The following is a 17313-nucleotide window of genomic DNA, read 5'->3' on the forward strand; positions in this document are numbered from 1 at the left end:
GCACACCCCACGAACGCCGAGCGGGTCGACCCGCTCGGCGTTCGTGCGTCCGGACGTGCTGAGCCGATGGCCTGATCGCGCGTGTTCGCTGTCAGCGCACGCACGTGGGGTGTCGGGAAGGAACGCGTAGGCTGTCCGCGGGGTTGATATCACTGAAAAGCCCGCCCAGGAGATGCAGGTTCCGGGTACCGGGTTGCCCCAGAAGCTTTGAGGAGCGATGCGCATGTTCGAGCGGTTCACGGACCGAGCCCGTCGGGTGGTCGTGCTGGCCCAGGAGGAGGCCCGCATGCTCTCCCACAACTACATCGGCACCGAGCACATCCTGCTCGGTCTCATCCACGAGGGTGAGGGCGTCGCCGCGAAGGCCCTGGAGAGCCTCGACATCTCCCTGGAGGCGGTGCGCGCCCAGGTCGAGGAGATCATCGGCCAGGGCCAGCAGGCCCCCTCCGGCCACATCCCCTTCACGCCGCGCGCCAAGAAGGTGCTCGAGCTGTCCCTGCGCGAGGCGCTGCAGCTCGGCCACTCCTACATCGGCACCGAGCACATCCTGCTCGGCCTGATCCGCGAGGGCGAGGGCGTCGCCGCCCAGGTGCTGCAGAAGCTCGGCGCCGACCTCAACCGGGTCCGCCAGCAGGTCATCCAGCTGCTCTCCGGCTTCCAGGGCAAGGAGTCCTCGCAGTCGGCGACCGCGGCCACGGGTGCCTCCGGCGACGCGCCGTCGTCGTCGCTGGTCCTCGACCAGTTCGGCCGCAACCTGACCCAGGACGCACGTGAGGGCAAGCTCGACCCGATCATCGGCCGTCAGCCGCAGATCGAGCGGGTCATGCAGGTGCTCTCCCGGCGTACCAAGAACAACCCGGTCCTCATCGGCGAGCCCGGCGTCGGCAAGACGTCGATCGTCGAGGGTCTGGCCCAGGACATCGTGCGCGGCAACGTGCCCGAGACCCTGAAGGACAAGCAGATCTACACGCTCGACCTCGGCGCGCTGGTGGCCGGGTCACGCTACCGCGGTGACTTCGAGGAGCGCCTGAAGAAGGTGCTCAAGGAGATCCGCACCCGCGGTGACATCGTGCTCTTCATCGACGAGATCCACACCCTGGTCGGTGCGGGCGCGGCCGAGGGCGCGATCGACGCGGCCTCGATCCTGAAGCCGATGCTGGCCCGCGGCGAGCTGCAGACCATCGGCGCGACCACGCTCGACGAGTACCGCAAGTACCTCGAGAAGGACGCCGCGCTGGAGCGACGCTTCCAGCCGATCCAGGTGCCCGAGCCGTCGATCGCCGACACGATCGAGATGCTCAAGGGCATCCGTGACCGCTACGAGGCGCACCACCGCGTCACGATCACCGACGAGGCCCTGGTCTCGGCGGCGACGCTGGCCGACCGCTACATCTCCGACCGGTTCCTGCCCGACAAGGCCATCGACCTGATCGACGAGGCCGGCTCGCGGCTGCGGATCCGCCGGATGACGGCGCCCGCCGACCTGCGCGAGTACGACGACAAGATCGCCGACGTCCGCGTCCGCAAGGAGGCCGCGATCGACGGCCAGGACTTCGAGGCCGCGGCCCGTCTGCGCGACGAGGAGAAGCAGCTCATCCTCAAGAAGTCCGAGCGCGAGAAGGCGTGGCGTGCCGGGGACATGGACGAGGTCGCCGAGGTCGACGAGGAGCTCATCGCCGAGGTGCTCGCGGTGGCGACCGGCATCCCGATCGTCAAGCTCTCCGAGGAGGAGTCCACCCGCCTGCTCAAGATGGAGGACGAGCTGCACAAGCGCGTCATCGGTCAGGACGAGGCGGTCAAGGCGCTCAGCCGCGCGATCCGTCGTACGCGTGCCGGCCTGAAGGACCCGAAGCGTCCCGGTGGCTCGTTCATCTTCGCCGGCCCGTCCGGTGTCGGGAAGACGTGGCTCTCCAAGACGCTGGCGGAGTTCCTCTTCGGCGACGAGGACGCGCTCATCCAGCTCGACATGTCGGAGTTCAGCGAGAAGCACACCGTCTCGCGGCTGTTCGGCTCGCCTCCCGGCTACGTCGGCTACGAAGAGGGCGGCCAGCTGACCGAGAAGGTGCGGCGCAAGCCGTTCTCGGTGGTGCTCTTCGACGAGGTCGAGAAGGCCCACCCGGACATCTTCAACAGCCTGCTGCAGATCCTGGAGGAGGGTCGCCTGACCGACTCCCAGGGCCGCGTGGTGGACTTCAAGAACACCGTCATCATCATGACGACCAACCTCGGCACGCGGGACATCGCCAAGTCCGTCCACCTCGGCTTCCAGCAGGCGGGCGACGCGGCGGGCTCCTACGAGCGGATGAAGTCGAAGGTGTCGGACGAGCTCAAGCAGCACTTCCGCCCGGAGTTCCTCAACCGCGTCGACGAGATCATCGTCTTCCCGCCGCTGTCGCAGGAGCAGATCATCTCGATGGTCGACAACATGGTCGCGGCGGTCGAGGTCCGGCTCAAGGACCGCGACATGAGCCTCGAGCTCACGACGGCGGCCAAGGAGCTGCTCGCCACGCGTGGCTTCGACCCCGTGCTCGGCGCGCGTCCGCTGCGGCGGACCGTCCAGCGCGAGATCGAGGACGTGCTCGCCGAGAAGATGCTCTACGGCGAGGTCGGCCCCGGCCAGATCGTGCTCGTGGGCGTCGAGGGCGAGGGCCCGTCGGCGAGCTTCACCTTCGAGGGGCAGAAGGTCGCGGCACTGCCCGACGCGCCGCCGCTCGAGGGCGCCTCGATCAGCGACCTCTCCGAGCTCGACGACCTGGACACGCCTCCTTCCTCGGAGGAGTGACCCGCGCCTGAACGGATCGCCCCGGACCCTTCCAATGGGTCCGGGGCGGTCTGCATCTCTGCTGCGCGGATCAGCCGGGGAGGGCGAAGGAGTCGGGGCCGACCTGGGTCGCCAGCCCGTCGTCGACGAGGCCTCGCAGAGCGCGGTCGCGCTGGTCGGGCTTGTCCCAGACCGCCTCGAGCGCGCTGCGGTGCACCGGGCCGTCCGCGTCGCGCAGGACGGCAAGAAGGCGCCCGCGGCACTGGCGATCGGTGCCGGCCCAGGTCTGCACCTTCCGCTCGGGGCCCGCGTACGTCGGCCGGCCGGCTGTCCGCCACGCGCAGAGGTGTGCCACCGGGCAGGCGTCGCAGCGTGGCGCGACCGCCGTGCACACCAGGGCGCCGAGCTCCATGACGGCCACCGACCAGACCGCGGCGGAGTCATCGTGGGGGAGCACCGACGCGGCGAGCGCCCGCTCGGCCTTGGTGACGCCCGGCGCTGGGAACTCGTGTCCGGCCAGCAGCCGGGCGAAGACCCGTCGGACGTTGGTGTCGAGCACGACGTGGCGCCGGCCGAAGCCGAACGACGCCACAGCGGCGGCGGTGTAGTCGCCGACTCCGGGAAGCGCCAGCAGGTCGTCGTACTCGTCGGGGACGGCGCCGTCGTGCTGCTCCACGATCGCGGCGGCGGCCGCGTGCAGGCGCAGGGCCCGGCGCGGGTAGCCCAGCCGGCCCCAGGCCCGGACGGCCTCACCGCTCGGCTCGGCGGCCAGCGCGGCGGGTGTCGGCCAGCGCGTCATCCACGCCTTCCACATCGGCAGCACCCGGACGACAGGGGTCTGCTGCAGCATGAACTCGCTGACCATCACGCCCCACGGGGTCGCCTCCGGGCGGCGCCAGGGGAGGTCGCGCTGGTGGGCGTCGTACCAGCCCAGGATCGCCTCGTGAAGATCGCTCATCCCGGGTGATTGTGCCTCGCCGGGCGCGGGCTCGGAGTGGCACCCCGGCTTCGCGGACACCCGCGCCTAACCTGTGGCGCATGACGTCGCTGACCCGTGGAACCCTGCCGCCGGGGGTGTACTGGCGGCGTCGGCTCGCGGTGGTGACCATCGTCCTGCTGCTGGTCGTCGGCGTCTCCCGGATGTTCGGGGGCGGCGGTGACTCCGGTGACTCCGGCGACAAGGCGGCCACGGTCTCCGCCCCGTCGTCGGCGACGGGCTCACCGACCCCGTCGACCGCGCCGTCGCCCGGCGCCGGTGCGACGAGCCCGGCCGCGCCGCCGGCCACGGTCGCGACCACGCCGGCCGTCACCACCCCTCCCGCGCCGCCGCCGCTCCCCGAGCCGACCGGACGCTGCTCCGACGACGACGTGGTCGTGACCCCGTCGGTGACCGACGCGCAGGCGACCCGGACCGTGCTGGTCCACCTGACCCTGCGCACCCTGGTCACGACCGCGTGCACCTGGCACACCAGCGCGCGCACACTGCAGGTCAAGATCACCTCCGGGTCCGACCGGATCTGGTCGACGATCGACTGCCCGCACTCCATCCCCAGCCAGGACGTCGTGGTCCGGCGCGACACGGATGCGGTGGTCAACGTCGGCTGGAGCTCGCGGCGCTCGGACGAGAGCTGCTCGAGCCACACCAAGTGGGCGATGCCGGGCTTCTACCACGTGGCCGTCGCAGCGCTCGGCGGTGAGCCGCAGGACGTCCAGTTCAAGCTGGTCCCGCCGCGCCCGCTCCCCAAGCCGGCGCCGACCGCCACTCCGCCGGCCGCGCCGACCTCGGCGCCCACCGCCGGACCCACCGCTGCGTCGACCGCCGGGCCGCGGCACGAGCCGCAGGGCACGCCGAAGAAGAAGCGGAAGCACCGACTCGTCGACTGAGTCACTTCTCGAGCGGCGACGGGGCAACCCTTCGGCCGAGTCGAACGGTTGATGCGTCACCGGCCCAGTGAGTCGCTCGGAAAAACAGATGACTTGGTCGGTCCAGGGGGCCGCCTGAGGCCGACCAACCCATCTGTTTTCGATCAAGTCGCGCCGCTCGACCCGATCGGCGCCGCTTCCCAGATCGTCCTGCCCGCAGCTCCGTTCACCGGCCTGGCGGGGTCGGTCGGGAAAACAGATGACTTCGCCGGCCTCTGGGGCTGCCTGAGGCCGACGAACCCATCTGTTTTCCAGTCACGCGGCGACGCGCGACTCGGTCGGCGGCAGCCTCAGTGATCGCCCCTGCTTGCGGCTCTCTTCACCGGGCTGATGGGGTCGGTCGAGAAAACAGATGACTTGGTCGGCCCCTGGGGCCGCCTGAGGCCGACCAACCCATCTGTTTTCGATCAAGTCGCAACTCGCACCTGACTTCCGCGCCCGACTCGACCCGGCAGGCGAGGACGCTGACGCGCTCGCTCGCCCCAGGACTCGAGTTTCGATACGGCCGGTCGGGACTTCGTTCCCCAGTCGCGCGCTACTCGACCTGGTCGGCCGACGCTGCCCTGCTCGTTCCTCGCCGTGCAGTTGGCCTAGACATACCGCTCGAGGATCGTCGACTCGGCCAGCCGGGAGAGCCCCTCGCGCACGGAGCGGGCGCGCAGCTCGCCGACGCCGTCGACCGCCTGGAGGTCGTCGATGCCGGCCGAGAGGAGCTTCTGCAGGGTGCCGAAGTGGTCGACGAGCCGGTCGACCACGCTCACCGGGAGTCTCGGGACCTTGGCGAGCAGCCGGTAGCCGCGCGGCGTCACGGCGCCGTCGAGGTGCTCGCCGTTGCCGAGCCCCAGCACCCGGGCGGTGGCCGCGGGGTCGACCAGCTCGGTCGCCGACAGGGCCTCCAGCTGCGCGAGGAGCTCCTCGGGGCTCTTCGAGCGGCGGCTGCGCGGCAGGTAGTCGCGGATCACCAGCTCCCGCTCGGTGTCCACACCGGTGACGAGCTCCTCGAGCTGGAGGGCGAGCAGTCGGCCATCGGTGCCGAGCTCGACGATGTAGTCCTCGATCTCGCGGGCGATGCGGGTCACCATCTCGAGGCGCTGCGCCACCACGGCGACGTCTCGCACGGTCACGAGGTCCTCGATCTCGAGGGCGGACAGCGTCGAGGCGACCTCGTCGAGCCGCATCTTGTAGCGCTCGAGCGTCGCGAGCGCCTGGTTGGCCCGCGACAGGATCTGGCCGGTGTCCTCCAGGACGTGCCGGGTCTCGCCGACGTAGGCGGCGATGATCTGCATCGACTGCGACACCGAGATGACGGGGAAGCCCGTCTGCCGGGCGGCACGGTCGGCGGTGCGGTGGCGCGTGCCGGTCTCGTTGGACGGGAGGGTGTGGTCGGGCATCAGATGCACGGCGGCCCGCAGGATCCGGCTGATGCTGGAGTCGACGATGATCGCGCCGTCCATCTTCGCCAGCTCGCGCAGGCCGGTCGAGGTGAACGGCACGTCGAGCTGGAAGCCGCCGGTCGAGATCGAGTCGACGGTCTTGTCGTAGCCGAGGACGATCAGCGCGCCGGTCCGGCCGCGCAGGATGCGCTCCAGGCCGTCACGTAGCGCGGTTCCGGGAGCGATCCGGGCGAGGGTCTCGCGAAGCTGGAGGGTGTCCTCGGGGCGGTCTTGGGCCAACGCCCTTCCCCCTTCTCGTACGACGGTTCGCGAAGTCTATCGGTCGGCGGCGCCCCGCCCGGCCGGCCGCTCAGAACCCGGGGTCCTCCTTGCGCAGGTGGGACTCGCGCACCGGCGTGGTCAGCCGGAGGAACTCCAGCGTCGACCGCACGTCGCTGAGCTCGAAGACGCGCATGCCGTCGACGCGCCGCTCGCGGGGCAACCGGGACCGCTCGCCGGGCTCGGCCGGCACGACGGCGACGGAGAAGCCGAGCCGGGCCGCCTCGGCCAGCCGCTGGGGCAGGTCGCGCACGCGCCGCAGCTCGCCGGCCAGGCCGATCTCGCCCATCGCCACGACGCCCGGCGGCGTCGGGTCACCGGTCGTGGCCGAGGCGAGCGCGACCGCGACGGCGAGGTCGCTGGCCGGCTCGGAGAGGCGGGCGCCGCCGACGGTGGAGGCGAAGATGTCGCGCACCGCCAAGCCGTAGCCGCAGTGTCGCTGCAGCACCGCCAGCACCATCGCGACCCGCGACCCGTCGAGCCCGGAGGTCGTCCGGCGCGGCCTGTCGAGCGCCGACGGAGTGACCAACGCCTGGACCTCGGCGAGCATCGGGCGGCGCCCCTCCATCGTGACCGCGACGCACGTCCCCGAGACGGGCTGCTGGTGGCGCTCGACGAAGAGCCCGGTCGGGTCGGTGACCGCGGTGATGCCGTCGGAGGAGAGGTCGAAGCAGCCGACCTCGTCGACCGGGCCGAAGCGGTTCTTCATCGCCCGCACCATGCGGAAACGGGAGTTGCGGTCGCCCTCGAAGTGGAGCACGACGTCGACCAGGTGCTCGAGCACACGCGGCCCGGCAATCGTCCCGTCCTTGGTCACGTGGCCGATCAGCACGGTGGTGATGTTGCGGGTCTTCGCGGTCCGCACCAGCGCGGCGGCGACCTCCTTGACCTGGGACACACCACCGGGGACGCCGTCCACACCGGCGGCGCCGATCGTCTGGACCGAGTCGACGACGAGCAGGGCGGGCTTGGCGTCCTCGATGTGGGTGAGTACGGCGCCCAGGTCGGTCTCGGCCGCGAGGTAGAGCTCCGGTTGCACGGCGCCGGTCCGGTCGGCGCGCAGCCGCACCTGCGAGGCCGACTCCTCGCCGGAGACGTAGAGGGCGCGCCGCTGGTAGCGCGCGGTCTGGGCGGCCACCTCCAGCAGCAGCGTCGACTTGCCCACGCCGGGCTCTCCGGCGAGCAGGATGACCGCGCCGGGAACGAGCCCGCCGCCGAGCACCCGGTCGAGCTCGGGCACCCCCGACGAGCGGTAGGTGGACTCCTCCACGGACACCTCGCCGATGGGGACCGCCTTGGTCGAGACCGGCGTGGCCGGCGTCCGGCCCACGGGCGCTGCGGCGACCTCCGCGACCGAGCCCCAGGCCTGGCACTCGCCGCACCTGCCCACCCACTTCACGGCCTCCCAACCGCACTCGGAGCAGCGGAAGGCGGGGCGCGGCTTCGGGGCGGCTTTCGACATGGGGAGGACGCTAGGCGAAAGCACCGACATCGCTGCGAAAGCGCGCGAGCGATCTCCTATGCTGTCCGAGTGTTGGAACGATCAAGGCAGGATGCCGGCCGACGGACGCGGTTCCCCGTGTCGGCGCCGACGCTCGCCGACGTCGCCGAGCTCGCCGGAGTCTCGCGCCAGACCGTCTCCAACGCGGTGAACAACCCCGACCTGCTCCGGGCCGACACCCTGGCGCGTGTCCAGCAGGCGATCGACGAGCTGGGCTACAAGCCCAACCGCGCCGCTCGCAACCTCCGCACCCGCGCGTCCCACCTCATCGGCCTGCGGATCACGCCGGTCCAGGAGGGCACGGCGAGCGTGGTGATGGACCGCTTCGTGCACTCGCTCGTCGAGAAGAGCGGCGAGGCCGGCTACCACGTCCTGCTCTTCACCGACGCCCTGGAGGACGACCCGCTCACGGGTTATGACGAGCTGCTCCGCTCCACGGCGGTGGACGCCTTCGTCGTCACCGACACCTATCTCGGTGAGGGGCAGGCCGCCTGGCTGCGCGAGCGACGGGCGCCGTTCGTCTCCTTCGGGCGCCCGTGGGACGACGACAACGCCCGCCACCCCTGGGTCGACATCGACGGCGCCGCGGGCACCGAGCTGGCCACCCGCCACCTGATCGAGAAGGGGCACGACCGGATCGCCTGGATCGGCTGGAAGAAGGACTCGGTCCTCGGCGAGGAGCGCCGCTCCGGCTGGCTGCGGGCCATGCACGAGGCGGGTCTGCCCACCACCGGGCTCGCCTCGCGCGTCGAGGACGCGGTCAACTCCGGCTGCAGCGCCGCCCGGGTGATGCTCGCCGAGGCGGGGCCGACGGCCTTCGTCTGCGCCTCCGACACCCTGGCGATCGGCGTCATGCACACCCTCGCCGAGCGGGGGCTCCAGGCGGGCGACGACGTCGCCGTGGTCGGGTTCGACGACAGCCAGGTCGCGCAGACGGTGTGGCCGGGCCTGACCAGCGTCAGGCAGCCGCTCGAGGAGGCCGCCGTCGAGCTGGTCAAGGCCCTCGAGGGCCTGCTGGCCACGCCCTCCCAGGTCGGACCGGGCGTCATGCTCACGCCGACGCTCGAGGTCCGCGGCACGAGCGGGCCGGACCGCCGCTGACGGCTCCGAGGCGCCCGCGGAGCGGGCTCAGAACCGCTTCCACCAGAGGTTGACGGCGTAGTCGACGTCGAGGCCGGTGTGGGAGGCGAGCACCGCCTCGGCGACCTCGGGCGCGAACTCGATGCGCACCACCGCCTCGAGGTCGGCCCGCGAGGCGAACGACCACCCCATCTCGGCGGGCACCCGCGTCCAGCCGTGGGTGGACCAGAACCGCTCGACGGCGTCCGGGTCCACGCTCGGGTAGCCGCGCCGGAACCACGCGCCGAACGTCGACCGGCTGGCGTCGTTGTCGATGACGAGCGCGGTCCCTCCCCGGCGTACGACCCGGGTGAGCTCGGCGAGGCCCGGCTCGGAGCCGGGTCCGAAGAAGTAGGCCCAGCGCACGTGCACCACGTCGACGGACGCGGGCGGCAGCGGGATGTCCTGCGCCACGCCGACCACCACCGACACGTTCCCGACCCGGCGGGTACGCCGACGGGCGAGCGCGGCGAGCGAGGGGTGCGGCTCGACGCCGGTCACCGTGCGGGCGGTCTGGGCGAACCGCGGCAGGTGGAAGCCGGTGCCGCAGCCGAGGTCCAGGACGTCACGCCCCGACCAGTCGACCACGGACTCCATCGCTCGCCAGAGTGCCCCGGTGGGGTCGGCGGCCCGGTTCTCGAGCTCGTAGGTGGCGGTGTGGTTCCAGATGTTGGGGCTGGGGACCGCGCCCGAGGGCAGGGATGTCATGCGGCCTGGTCGCTCGGGCCGCCGGATCGCATGACGTCCTGGCTCAGATGCGGACGGTCCCGTTTGGGGTCGCGAAGTGGACCGCGACCAGGCCGGGCGTGCCGTGCTCGGCGACCCAGCGGATCTCGACGTTCTCGGCCGGCTGGCCGGTCCACGGGTCGACCCGCTCACGGAGCGACTCGCCGAGGTAGTCGCGCACCCGCTGCGGGTCGCCGGAGATCTCCACCGCGGTCAGCGTGACGTCCGAGCCGGCGTTGCCGGGGTGCAGCTCGGCCGGCGACTCCCACTCGAGGAAGTAGGGCAGCTGGGGGTCGACGAGGAGGTCGCTGAGGCCGAGCTGCTTCCAGCGCAGCTCGGTGCCGTCCGGCTTGTGCCGGTTGCCGGGCTGGGCCGGGCGACCGAGCCGCTCCTCGACGCGACCGATGTCGTCGACCGACACGACCCAGCCGAGCCAGCCGCCACCGAGCGCCGAGCGGGCCTTGACGGCCTGGCCGAACGGCGCCTTGTCGGACGCCGGGTGGTCGAGGCACTCGACGACCTCGAGGTAGATGCCCCCTCGGAGGGGCAGCGTGTAGTTGCGGGTGCCGAAGCGGGGATGGACGCCACCGTCCTCGAACTCTTGTCCCAGGAGTTCGCCGATGCGCTTCGCAGTGCCGACCAGCCCGTCAGGGCCGGCGGCGTAAGAAAGATGGTCCAGGCGCATGCCCAGATTCTGAACAACCGCTGAGAAACGCCACGCATGGGGGTCGGTGTCTCTTGACGTCGAGAGTAAATCGACGCGCGCCGTGCTGCGAGACGACCGCAGCGGACGGCGGGTCAGTCCGCGGGGTGCAGCGCCAGGGCCGACCGCGAGCGCACGTGCGCCTCGCAGTGCCGTCGCAGCTCGGCGTACGCCCCCTCGCCCATGAGCGCGACGAGCTCCGGCTCATGGGTGAGGAAGACGGGCTCCACGGCGATGTGCGCCTCGGTGTTGCCCGAGCAGTACCAGTCGAGGTCGTGCCCGCCGGGGCCCCATGCGCGGCGGTCGTACTCGGTGATCGTGACCTCGGTGTAGGTCGACCCGTCCTGGCGCTCGACGTCGCGGAAGGCGCGCTTGATCGGCAGCTGCCAGCAGACGTCCGGCTTGGTCTCGACGTGGGAGCGGTCCTGCTTGGCGGCCAGGATGTGGAGGGCGCAGCCCATGCCCTGCCGGGAGCCGGGGCGGTTCTGGAAGACGCACGCCTGCTGGCCCTGGAACTCGACGACGCGGGTCTTGCGGGCGCCCTCGTCGTCCTTCTCGACCCAGTCGCGGGTCCGGACGTCGCCAGCCGGCTTGAGCTGCCACTCGTCCTCGGTCAGCTGGGCGACGAACCCGGCGACGCGCCGCTCGTCGTCCTTGTCGGCGAAGTGCGCGCCCAGCGTGCAGCAGCCCATGTCGGGCGCGTCGGCGTAGATCCCGCGGCACCCGCCGCCGAAGATGCACTGGTAGGACGAGGTCAGCCAGGTGAGGTCGCAGCGCATCACCTCCGACTCGTCGTCGGGGTTGGTGAACTCCACCCACGCGCGCGGGAAGTCCAGGGGCACCTCGGGCATGGGGCTCAGCGTACGGGCGGTCCCTTGCCGTGCCTGGCGATGGCCGCTGTGGCCGCCCGGTAGCGTGGGAGGCATGCGGCTGGGCGTGCTGGACATCGGCTCCAACACCGGGCATCGGGTCGTGGTGGATGCCTACGGGGGAGCGGCTCCGCTGCCGGCGTACTCCTTCCAGCCGATCGACGTGCACAGCTCCTCGCGGGACATCGTCGACCTGCCCGCGCTCGAGATCTGCCCCTGGGCGCTGCGCGAGGGTGTGATCCTCGAGCGGCTCGACCATCCCAGCTTCCTGGGACCCGGCCAGTGACACGCATCGGTCTCTCGACCGTCTCGGTCTATCCCGAGTCGACGGCGCACGCCTTCGCCTATGCCGCGAGCGTCGGCTACGACGCCGTCGAGGTGATGGTGGGCGTGGACGGCCTCTCCCAGCAGGTGGAGGCGGTCCGCCAGCTCTCCCTCCACCACGACGTGCCGATCAGCGCCATCCACGCGCCGTGCCTGCTCTTCACCCAGCGGGTGTGGGGCACCGAGCCCTGGGGCAAGCTCTACCGCTCCGCCGAGATGGCCGAGGCCGTCGGCGCCCGCACGGTCGTCGTGCACCCGCCGTTCCGGTGGCAGAAGGACTACGCCGCGGGGTTCGTGGCCGGCATCGAGCGGCTGGAGAAGGAGACCGGACTCTTCTTCGCCGTCGAGAACATGTATCCCTGGAAGGCCTCGTCGCGACGCGGCGTCGAGATGTACCTCCCCGGCCGCGACCCCTCCGACGAGTCCTACGCCAGCGCGACCATCGACCTCTCCCACGCCGCCATCGCCGGGGACGACATCGTCGCGATGGCCGAGCGGCTCGGACCGCGGCTGCGCCACGTCCACCTCACCGACGGGACCGGGTCGGCCAAGGACGAGCACCTCGTGCCCGGCCGGGGCACGACCGGGGCCGACCGTTTCCTCGAGCACCTCACCGACAGCGGCTTCGACGGGGAGATCATCGTCGAGATCAACACCCGCAAGGCCGCCACCAAGGCCGACCGGGAGACCGACCTGCGCGAGTCGCTCGAGTTCGCCCGCAAGCACTTCCGGGCGCGGACCTCCTCGTGACCACCACCGCCCGCCGGGGCCGCCGGCCGGGGGCGCCCGACACCCGGGCCGCGATCCTGGCCGCCGCCCGGGAGCGGTTCGCGGAGGCGGGCTTCGGCGCCACCTCGATCCGCGCGGTCGCAGCCGACGCGGGCGTCGACCCGGCGCTCGTCCACCACTACTTCGGCAGCAAGCGGGACCTGTTCGTCGCCTCCCTCGCGCTGCCCGTCGACCCGCGCGACGTCCTCGCACCCGTCATCGCCCAGGGCATGGACGGGGCCGGCGAGCGGATCCTGGGCACCTTGCTGGCCGTCTGGGACGACCCCGACCGCCGGCTCCCTCTCCTCGCGGTCGCGCGGAGCCTGCTCGACCCGTCGGGGCACCGCCTGTTCCAGGACGGGTTTCTCGCGGCGGTGCTCGTCCCGGTGCTCACCGAGCTCGGCATCGACCGGGTGGAGCACCGCGCCCCGCTGCTCGCCAGTCAGGTCGCCGGACTCATCCTGATGCGCTACGTGCTCGAGGTGGAGCCGCTCGCGTCGATGCCCGCCGACGACGTCGTCAGCGTCATGGGCCCCACGATCCAGCTCTACCTCACCGGCCCACTCCCTTGACCTCTCGCCAGGAGCGAGGATAATTCAACGGGTGATGAATAATGCGGTCGAGGCACACGGACTCGAGGTGACGCGGGGCAGCCGCGAGGTGCTGCGCGGGCTCGACTTCACCGTGCCGGTCGGCGAGGTGACCGGCCTGCTTGGACCGTCCGGCTGCGGCAAGTCGACGCTCATGCGCGTGCTCGTCGGCGTCCAGGCGAAGGTCACGGGAACGGTGCAGGTCTTCGGCCAGCCGGCCGGCTCCCGAGCGCTGCGGTCGCGGATCGGCTACGTCACCCAGGCCGCGAGCGTGTACGACGACCTCAGCATCACCGAGAACCTCGCCTTCTTCGCCCGCGTGCTCGGGGTCGATCGCGGCGAGATCGACCGCTGCTTGGAGGCCGTCGACCTCGGTGGCCACGCCGACCAGGTCGTCCGCAACCTCTCCGGCGGCCAGCGCTCCCGGGTCAACCTCGCCGTCGCGCTGCTCGGCAAGCCCGACCTGCTCGTGCTCGACGAGCCCACCGTCGGCCTCGACCCCGTCCTGCGCGAGTCGCTCTGGGTGATGTTCCACCGGCTGGCCGACGACGGCGCAGCGGTGCTGGTGTCGAGCCACGTGATGGACGAGGCCGAACGCTGCGACCGGCTGCTGCTGATGCGGGACGGCGTCTTCATCGCCGACGGGACACCGGCTGCGATCAAGCAGAAGGCCGGCGTCGACGACATCGAGCAGGCGTTCCTCTCGATCGTGCGGGGTGCCCGGTGAGCGAAGCGAGAGGCCACTGCCCTCCGGGCGTCACCGCGCCACCGGCCGATGTGGCCGAACGGCGAGCGAACGGTCAAGCACAGTGAGTGTCCGTCGTACCCTCGCCGTCGCCGCCCGCGTCCTCGCCCAGATCCGCCGCGACCCGCGGACCCTCGTGCTGCTCGTGCTGGTGCCGTGCCTGCTGATGGCGCTGCTGTGGTGGATGTTCCACGACCAGCCGGGGGTGGATCTCTTCGACCGGATCGCGCCCGCACTGCTGGCGATCTTCCCCTTCATCGTGATGTTCCTGGTGACCAGCGTGACGACGCTGCGGGAGAGGTCGGGCGGGACGCTCGAGCGGCTGCTCGCGATGCCGCTCGCCAAGCTCGACCTGCTGCTCGGCTACGCCCTGGCGTTCGGGTTGCTGGCGGCGATCCAGGCGGCCTGCGCCGTCGGGGTCAGTGTCGGATTCCTCGGGCTGGACGTGCAGGGGCCGGTGTGGCTGCTGGCCGTCGTCGGCGTCGCCGACGCGGTGCTCGGCACCGCCCTCGGGCTGTTCGTCAGCGCCTTCGCCCGGACCGAGTTCCAGGCCGTGCAGTTCATGCCCGCGCTGGTCGTGCCGCAGATCCTGCTCTGCGGCCTGCTCGTCCCGCGCGACGCGATGCCGGACCTGCTCGGCCGGATCAGCGACGTGCTGCCGCTCTCCTACGCCGTCGACGCGATGAACGACATCGCGGGCTCCTCGTCGACCGGCGACGTCTGGCAGAACCTCGCCGTCGTGGCCGGCTTCGCCGTCGCCTGCCTCGCCCTCGGCGCCGCCACGCTGCGCCGCCGCACTCCGTGAGCCGAGTCGGCAGAAGCTCGCGCTCTGGGCAGCCCGAGTCGGCAGAAGTCCTGCCGGCCCGGCCGCCCTAGACTCCGGGCCATGGCCTCCCGCTCCCGCATCGCGATCATCGGCGTCGGCAACATGGGCGAGGCGGTGCTCTCCGGGCTCGTCAAGGCCGGCCGCGCGCCCGCCGACATCGTCGCCGGCGTGCGCCGCTCCGAGCGCGGCGAGGAGCTCGCCTCGCGCTACGGCGTCGGGACCGCGACGGCCGACGAGGCGGCGGCGTCAGCCGACATCCTCGTCCTCGGCGTCAAGCCGTACGACGTCGTGGCGCTGCTCGCCTCGCTCGAGCTGAGGCCCGGACAGCTCGTCGTCTCGCTCGCGGCCGGGATCACCACCCGGGCCATGGAGGCGGCCGTCCCCGACGGTGTCGCCGTGGTCCGGACCATGCCGAACACGCCCTCGCTGATCGGCGAGGGGATGACCGTCGTGGCCGCCGGCGCGTCAGCGTCGGAGGAGGACCTCGAGGACGCCGTCGCGCTGGTGCGGGCGATCGGTGAGGTGGCCGTCGTGCCCGAGAGCCACGTCGACGCGGCCGCTGCGATCAGCGGCTCCGGGCCGGCGTACGTCTTCTATGTGGCGGAGGCGCTCGTCGAGGCCGGCGTCCACCTCGGGCTGCCGCGCGCCACGTCCACGCAGCTCGTCAACCAGACGCTGGCCGGGTCCTCGCTCCTGCTGCGGGAGACCGGCGAGCACCCCGCCGTCCTGCGCGAGCAGGTCACCTCGCCGGGCGGCACGACCGCCGCGGCGCTGCGGGTCCTGGAGTCGGCAGCGGTGCGCGCCGCGTTCCTCGACGCGACCCGCGCCAATCGCGAGCGCTCGCAGGAGCTGGGCAGCGCGTAGCCGGACGCGATCCTCGCGATCGCGCGCGTCGCGCTAGGTTCGACGCCGTGGAGTGCAGTGGGCCGGCGACGGTCGTCTTCGACGAGAGCCTGACGGACTACGACTTCGGGGCGACCCACCCGATGAGCCCGATCCGCGTCGACCTGACCATGCGGCTGGCCGGTGAGCTCGGCGTCCTGGGCAGCCGGCTGAGCACGGTCGCTGCGCCGATGGCCGACGACGAGGTCCTCGCCCGCGTCCACGACGCGGCTTACATCGAGGCCGTCCAGCGTGCGGGCGCCACCCTCGAGCCCGACGTCGCGCACGGCCTCGGCACCGAGGACGACCCCGTCTTCCGCAACATGCACCACGCCAGCGCCCACATCGTCGGCGCGAGCGTCGAGGCCTGCCGGCAGGTCTGGACGGGGGAGTCGATCCACTCCGCCAACGTGATGGGCGGTCTCCACCACGCGATGCGCGACCGGGCGAGCGGCTTCTGCGTCTACAACGACGTCGCCGCGGGCATCCAGTGGCTCCTGGACAACGGCGCACAGCGGGTCGCCTACGTCGACGTCGACGTGCACCACGGCGACGGCGTCGAGCGGGCGTTCTGGGACGACCCGCGCGTGCTCACCATCAGCATCCACGAGACCGGGCAGGTGCTCTTCCCCGGCACGGGGTTCGCCGGCGACGTCGGCGGTCCGGACGCGCAGGGCTCGGCGGTCAACGTCGCCCTGCCCCCGGGGACGGGCGACTCCGGCTGGCTGCGTGCCTTCCATGCGGTCGTGCCGGACCTGCTGCACGCCTTCCGGCCGGAGGTCCTGGTGACCCAGCAGGGCTGCGACTCCCACGCCGAGGATCCGCTCGCGCACCTGATGCTCACCGTCGACGGTCAGCGGGCGGCGTACCTCGCCCTGCACGAGCTCGCGCACGACGTCGCCGGCGGACGCTGGGTCGCCTTCGGCGGGGGAGGTTACGCCGTCGTCGACGTCGTCCCCCGCGCGTGGACCCACCTGCTCTCGATCGTCGGGGGCAGTCCCCTGGACCCGACCCTCGAGACTCCGGGTGGCTGGCGCGAGCACGTCGAGCACCGGCTGGGCCAGGTCGCGCCGCGACGGATGACCGACGGGCGTGAGCCGCGCTACCGTGACTGGCGGGAGGGCTACGACCCGGACGCCTGGCTGGACCGCCAGGTCAACGCCACGCGGACGGCCGTGTTCCCCCTGCACGGGCTCGACCCGTCGGCCTGGTGACGGTCCCCAAGGTAAAGACTGAGAACAACGGTTCGGGGATGTTTCAAGGCGACACGCCGAGGAATCTGCAAGTCGCAGAAGTTTCCTCTTCCCCATCAGTCACTCCAGGCTCTATTCTCACGGCACGCGGTCGCGTGAGAGCATCGGTGGGGAAGCCGATGGCGCGCCACAAGAAAGTACGGTGGACACGATGGCTGGAAAGCCCGAGCTCTCCGAGGCGAAGTTCCTGACCGTTGCGGAGGTCGCAGACATGATGCGCGTCTCCAAGATGACGGTCTATCGCCTCGTGCATGGCGGTGAACTCCCGGCTGTCCGGGTGGGCCGCTCGTTCCGCGTCCGTGAAGAGGACGCCAACGATTACATCAAGAACAGCTTCTACAACGCCGGCTGACGCACACCCACGGGAAGCCTCGATTCCGTCCGTGTCGCAGCGGACGGCTAGGCTGTGCCGGTCCGGCTGGAGTCGGATCCGGTTCGTGAAAGGTTTCCCGTGGGTTCTGTCATCAAGAAGCGCCGCAAGCGCATGGCGAAGAAGAAGCACCGCAAGCTCCTGAAGAAGACGCGCGTCGCGCGTCGCAAGCTCGGCAAGTGACGCCGGAGGTCGCGCAGCCGCGCGACCTCTCCTGTGGGTGGTCAGTCTCACTCACCCG

The 17313-nt window shown here is 71.6% G+C and carries 18 protein-coding genes; 12 read left to right on the plus strand and 6 right to left on the minus strand.

Going from position 1 to position 17313, the window contains the following annotated elements; genetic code table 11:
• Nucleotides 1-223: 223 nt before the first annotated feature.
• Nucleotides 224-2782 (plus strand): ATP-dependent Clp protease ATP-binding subunit, encoded by a 2559-nt coding sequence (locus BM236_RS07570; protein WP_091122264.1) that lies wholly within the window; start codon nucleotides 224-226, stop codon nucleotides 2780-2782.
• A 70-nt stretch (nucleotides 2783-2852) separates the two neighbouring features.
• On the opposite strand, the gene BM236_RS07575 is transcribed toward BM236_RS07570, so the two are convergent.
• On the minus strand, nucleotides 2853-3719 hold the full coding sequence (locus BM236_RS07575) for an HhH-GPD family protein (RefSeq protein ID WP_091122071.1): 867 nt from the start codon (nucleotides 3717-3719) through the stop codon (nucleotides 2853-2855).
• Nucleotides 3720-3799: 80 nt separating this feature from the next.
• Here BM236_RS07575 and BM236_RS18925 point away from each other — a divergent pair, with 80 nt between their 5' ends.
• On the plus strand, nucleotides 3800-4645 hold the full coding sequence (locus BM236_RS18925; RefSeq protein WP_175507593.1) for a hypothetical protein: 846 nt from the start codon (nucleotides 3800-3802) through the stop codon (nucleotides 4643-4645).
• A gap of 629 nt (nucleotides 4646-5274) precedes the next feature.
• Here the strand turns inward: BM236_RS18925 and disA are convergent.
• Nucleotides 5275-6357: a DNA integrity scanning diadenylate cyclase DisA gene (disA, locus tag BM236_RS07585; protein WP_091122076.1), complete on the minus strand. Its 1083-nt coding sequence runs from the start codon at nucleotides 6355-6357 to the stop codon at nucleotides 5275-5277.
• A gap of 70 nt (nucleotides 6358-6427) precedes the next feature.
• Nucleotides 6428-7858 (minus strand): DNA repair protein RadA, encoded by a 1431-nt coding sequence (gene radA / locus BM236_RS07590; RefSeq protein WP_175507594.1) that lies wholly within the window; start codon nucleotides 7856-7858, stop codon nucleotides 6428-6430.
• A 117-nt stretch (nucleotides 7859-7975) separates the two neighbouring features.
• Here radA and BM236_RS07595 point away from each other — a divergent pair, with 117 nt between their 5' ends.
• On the plus strand, nucleotides 7976-8998 hold the full coding sequence (locus BM236_RS07595; RefSeq protein ID WP_091122080.1) for a LacI family DNA-binding transcriptional regulator: 1023 nt from the start codon (nucleotides 7976-7978) through the stop codon (nucleotides 8996-8998).
• Between the two features lie 27 nt (nucleotides 8999-9025).
• Here the strand turns inward: BM236_RS07595 and BM236_RS07600 are convergent, their stop codons facing one another.
• The 3 genes from BM236_RS07600 to BM236_RS07610 form a co-directional block, all read right to left on the minus strand.
• Nucleotides 9026-9724, minus strand: coding sequence for a class I SAM-dependent methyltransferase (locus BM236_RS07600; protein ID WP_091122082.1), 699 nt, complete (start codon nucleotides 9722-9724; stop codon nucleotides 9026-9028).
• A 43-nt stretch (nucleotides 9725-9767) separates the two neighbouring features.
• On the minus strand, nucleotides 9768-10427 hold the full coding sequence (locus BM236_RS07605) for a VOC family protein (protein ID WP_091122084.1): 660 nt from the start codon (nucleotides 10425-10427) through the stop codon (nucleotides 9768-9770).
• Nucleotides 10428-10540: 113 nt separating this feature from the next.
• Entirely contained in the window at nucleotides 10541-11296 is a 756-nt protein-coding gene (locus tag BM236_RS07610; RefSeq protein ID WP_091122086.1) for a DUF3109 family protein, read from the minus strand.
• Between the two features lie 73 nt (nucleotides 11297-11369).
• On the opposite strand from BM236_RS07610, the gene BM236_RS19320 reads away from it, so the two are divergent.
• From BM236_RS19320 to BM236_RS07655, 9 genes are all read left to right on the plus strand, one after another.
• The gene (locus tag BM236_RS19320) at nucleotides 11370-11600 is read left to right on the plus strand and encodes a hypothetical protein (RefSeq protein WP_091122088.1); all 231 of its coding nucleotides are present in this window, start codon (nucleotides 11370-11372) and stop codon (nucleotides 11598-11600) included.
• Complete coding sequence (locus tag BM236_RS07620) at nucleotides 11597-12388, plus strand: sugar phosphate isomerase/epimerase family protein (protein ID WP_091122091.1); 792 nt, start codon at nucleotides 11597-11599, stop codon at nucleotides 12386-12388. Before BM236_RS19320 ends, BM236_RS07620 begins: the two co-directional genes overlap by 4 nt.
• The gene (locus tag BM236_RS07625; protein WP_091122092.1) at nucleotides 12385-12978 is read left to right on the plus strand and encodes a TetR/AcrR family transcriptional regulator; all 594 of its coding nucleotides are present in this window, start codon (nucleotides 12385-12387) and stop codon (nucleotides 12976-12978) included. Before BM236_RS07620 ends, BM236_RS07625 begins: the two co-directional genes overlap by 4 nt.
• A 34-nt stretch (nucleotides 12979-13012) precedes the next feature.
• Nucleotides 13013-13723 (plus strand): ABC transporter ATP-binding protein, encoded by a 711-nt coding sequence (locus BM236_RS07630; protein ID WP_091122095.1) that lies wholly within the window; start codon nucleotides 13013-13015, stop codon nucleotides 13721-13723.
• Between the two features lie 82 nt (nucleotides 13724-13805).
• The gene (locus BM236_RS07635; protein ID WP_091122097.1) at nucleotides 13806-14546 is read left to right on the plus strand and encodes an ABC transporter permease; all 741 of its coding nucleotides are present in this window, start codon (nucleotides 13806-13808) and stop codon (nucleotides 14544-14546) included.
• 81 nt (nucleotides 14547-14627) lie between these two features.
• The gene (proC, locus tag BM236_RS07640; protein WP_091122100.1) at nucleotides 14628-15431 is read left to right on the plus strand and encodes a pyrroline-5-carboxylate reductase; all 804 of its coding nucleotides are present in this window, start codon (nucleotides 14628-14630) and stop codon (nucleotides 15429-15431) included.
• A gap of 47 nt (nucleotides 15432-15478) precedes the next feature.
• Nucleotides 15479-16663: an acetoin utilization protein AcuC gene (locus tag BM236_RS07645; protein ID WP_245750196.1), complete on the plus strand. Its 1185-nt coding sequence runs from the start codon at nucleotides 15479-15481 to the stop codon at nucleotides 16661-16663.
• Between the two features lie 190 nt (nucleotides 16664-16853).
• Nucleotides 16854-17054: a helix-turn-helix domain-containing protein gene (locus BM236_RS07650; RefSeq protein WP_091122267.1), complete on the plus strand. Its 201-nt coding sequence runs from the start codon at nucleotides 16854-16856 to the stop codon at nucleotides 17052-17054.
• 99 nt (nucleotides 17055-17153) lie between these two features.
• Nucleotides 17154-17255, plus strand: a complete 102-nt coding sequence (locus tag BM236_RS07655; protein ID WP_017933175.1) for a 30S ribosomal protein bS22 — start codon at nucleotides 17154-17156, stop codon at nucleotides 17253-17255.
• The last annotated feature ends 58 nt before the right edge of the window (nucleotides 17256-17313 follow it).

The sequence above is a fragment of the Nocardioides terrae genome (assembly GCF_900112345.1).
Classification (GTDB): Bacteria; Actinomycetota; Actinomycetes; order Propionibacteriales; family Nocardioidaceae; genus Nocardioides; species Nocardioides terrae.

Bases quoted from the DNA above. Each gene is read 5' to 3' on its own strand.
- BM236_RS07600 (WP_091122082.1), bottom strand. From the start codon at position 9,724: ATGACATCCCTGCCCTCGGGCGCGGTCCCCAGCCCCAACATCTGGAAC.
- BM236_RS07610 (WP_091122086.1), bottom strand. From the start codon at position 11,296: ATGCCCGAGGTGCCCCTGGACTTCCCGCGCGCGTGGGTGGAGTTCACC.
- BM236_RS19320 (WP_091122088.1), top strand. From the start codon at position 11,370: ATGCGGCTGGGCGTGCTGGACATCGGCTCCAACACCGGGCATCGGGTC.
- proC (WP_091122100.1), top strand. From the start codon at position 14,628: ATGGCCTCCCGCTCCCGCATCGCGATCATCGGCGTCGGCAACATGGGC.
- BM236_RS18925 (WP_175507593.1), top strand. From the start codon at position 3,800: ATGACGTCGCTGACCCGTGGAACCCTGCCGCCGGGGGTGTACTGGCGG.
- BM236_RS07630 (WP_091122095.1), top strand. From the start codon at position 13,013: ATGAATAATGCGGTCGAGGCACACGGACTCGAGGTGACGCGGGGCAGC.
- BM236_RS07650 (WP_091122267.1), top strand. From the start codon at position 16,854: ATGGCTGGAAAGCCCGAGCTCTCCGAGGCGAAGTTCCTGACCGTTGCG.
- BM236_RS07575 (WP_091122071.1), bottom strand. From the start codon at position 3,719: ATGAGCGATCTTCACGAGGCGATCCTGGGCTGGTACGACGCCCACCAG.
- BM236_RS07605 (WP_091122084.1), bottom strand. From the start codon at position 10,427: ATGCGCCTGGACCATCTTTCTTACGCCGCCGGCCCTGACGGGCTGGTC.
- BM236_RS07570 (WP_091122264.1), top strand. From the start codon at position 224: ATGTTCGAGCGGTTCACGGACCGAGCCCGTCGGGTGGTCGTGCTGGCC.
- radA (WP_175507594.1), bottom strand. From the start codon at position 7,858: ATGTCGAAAGCCGCCCCGAAGCCGCGCCCCGCCTTCCGCTGCTCCGAG.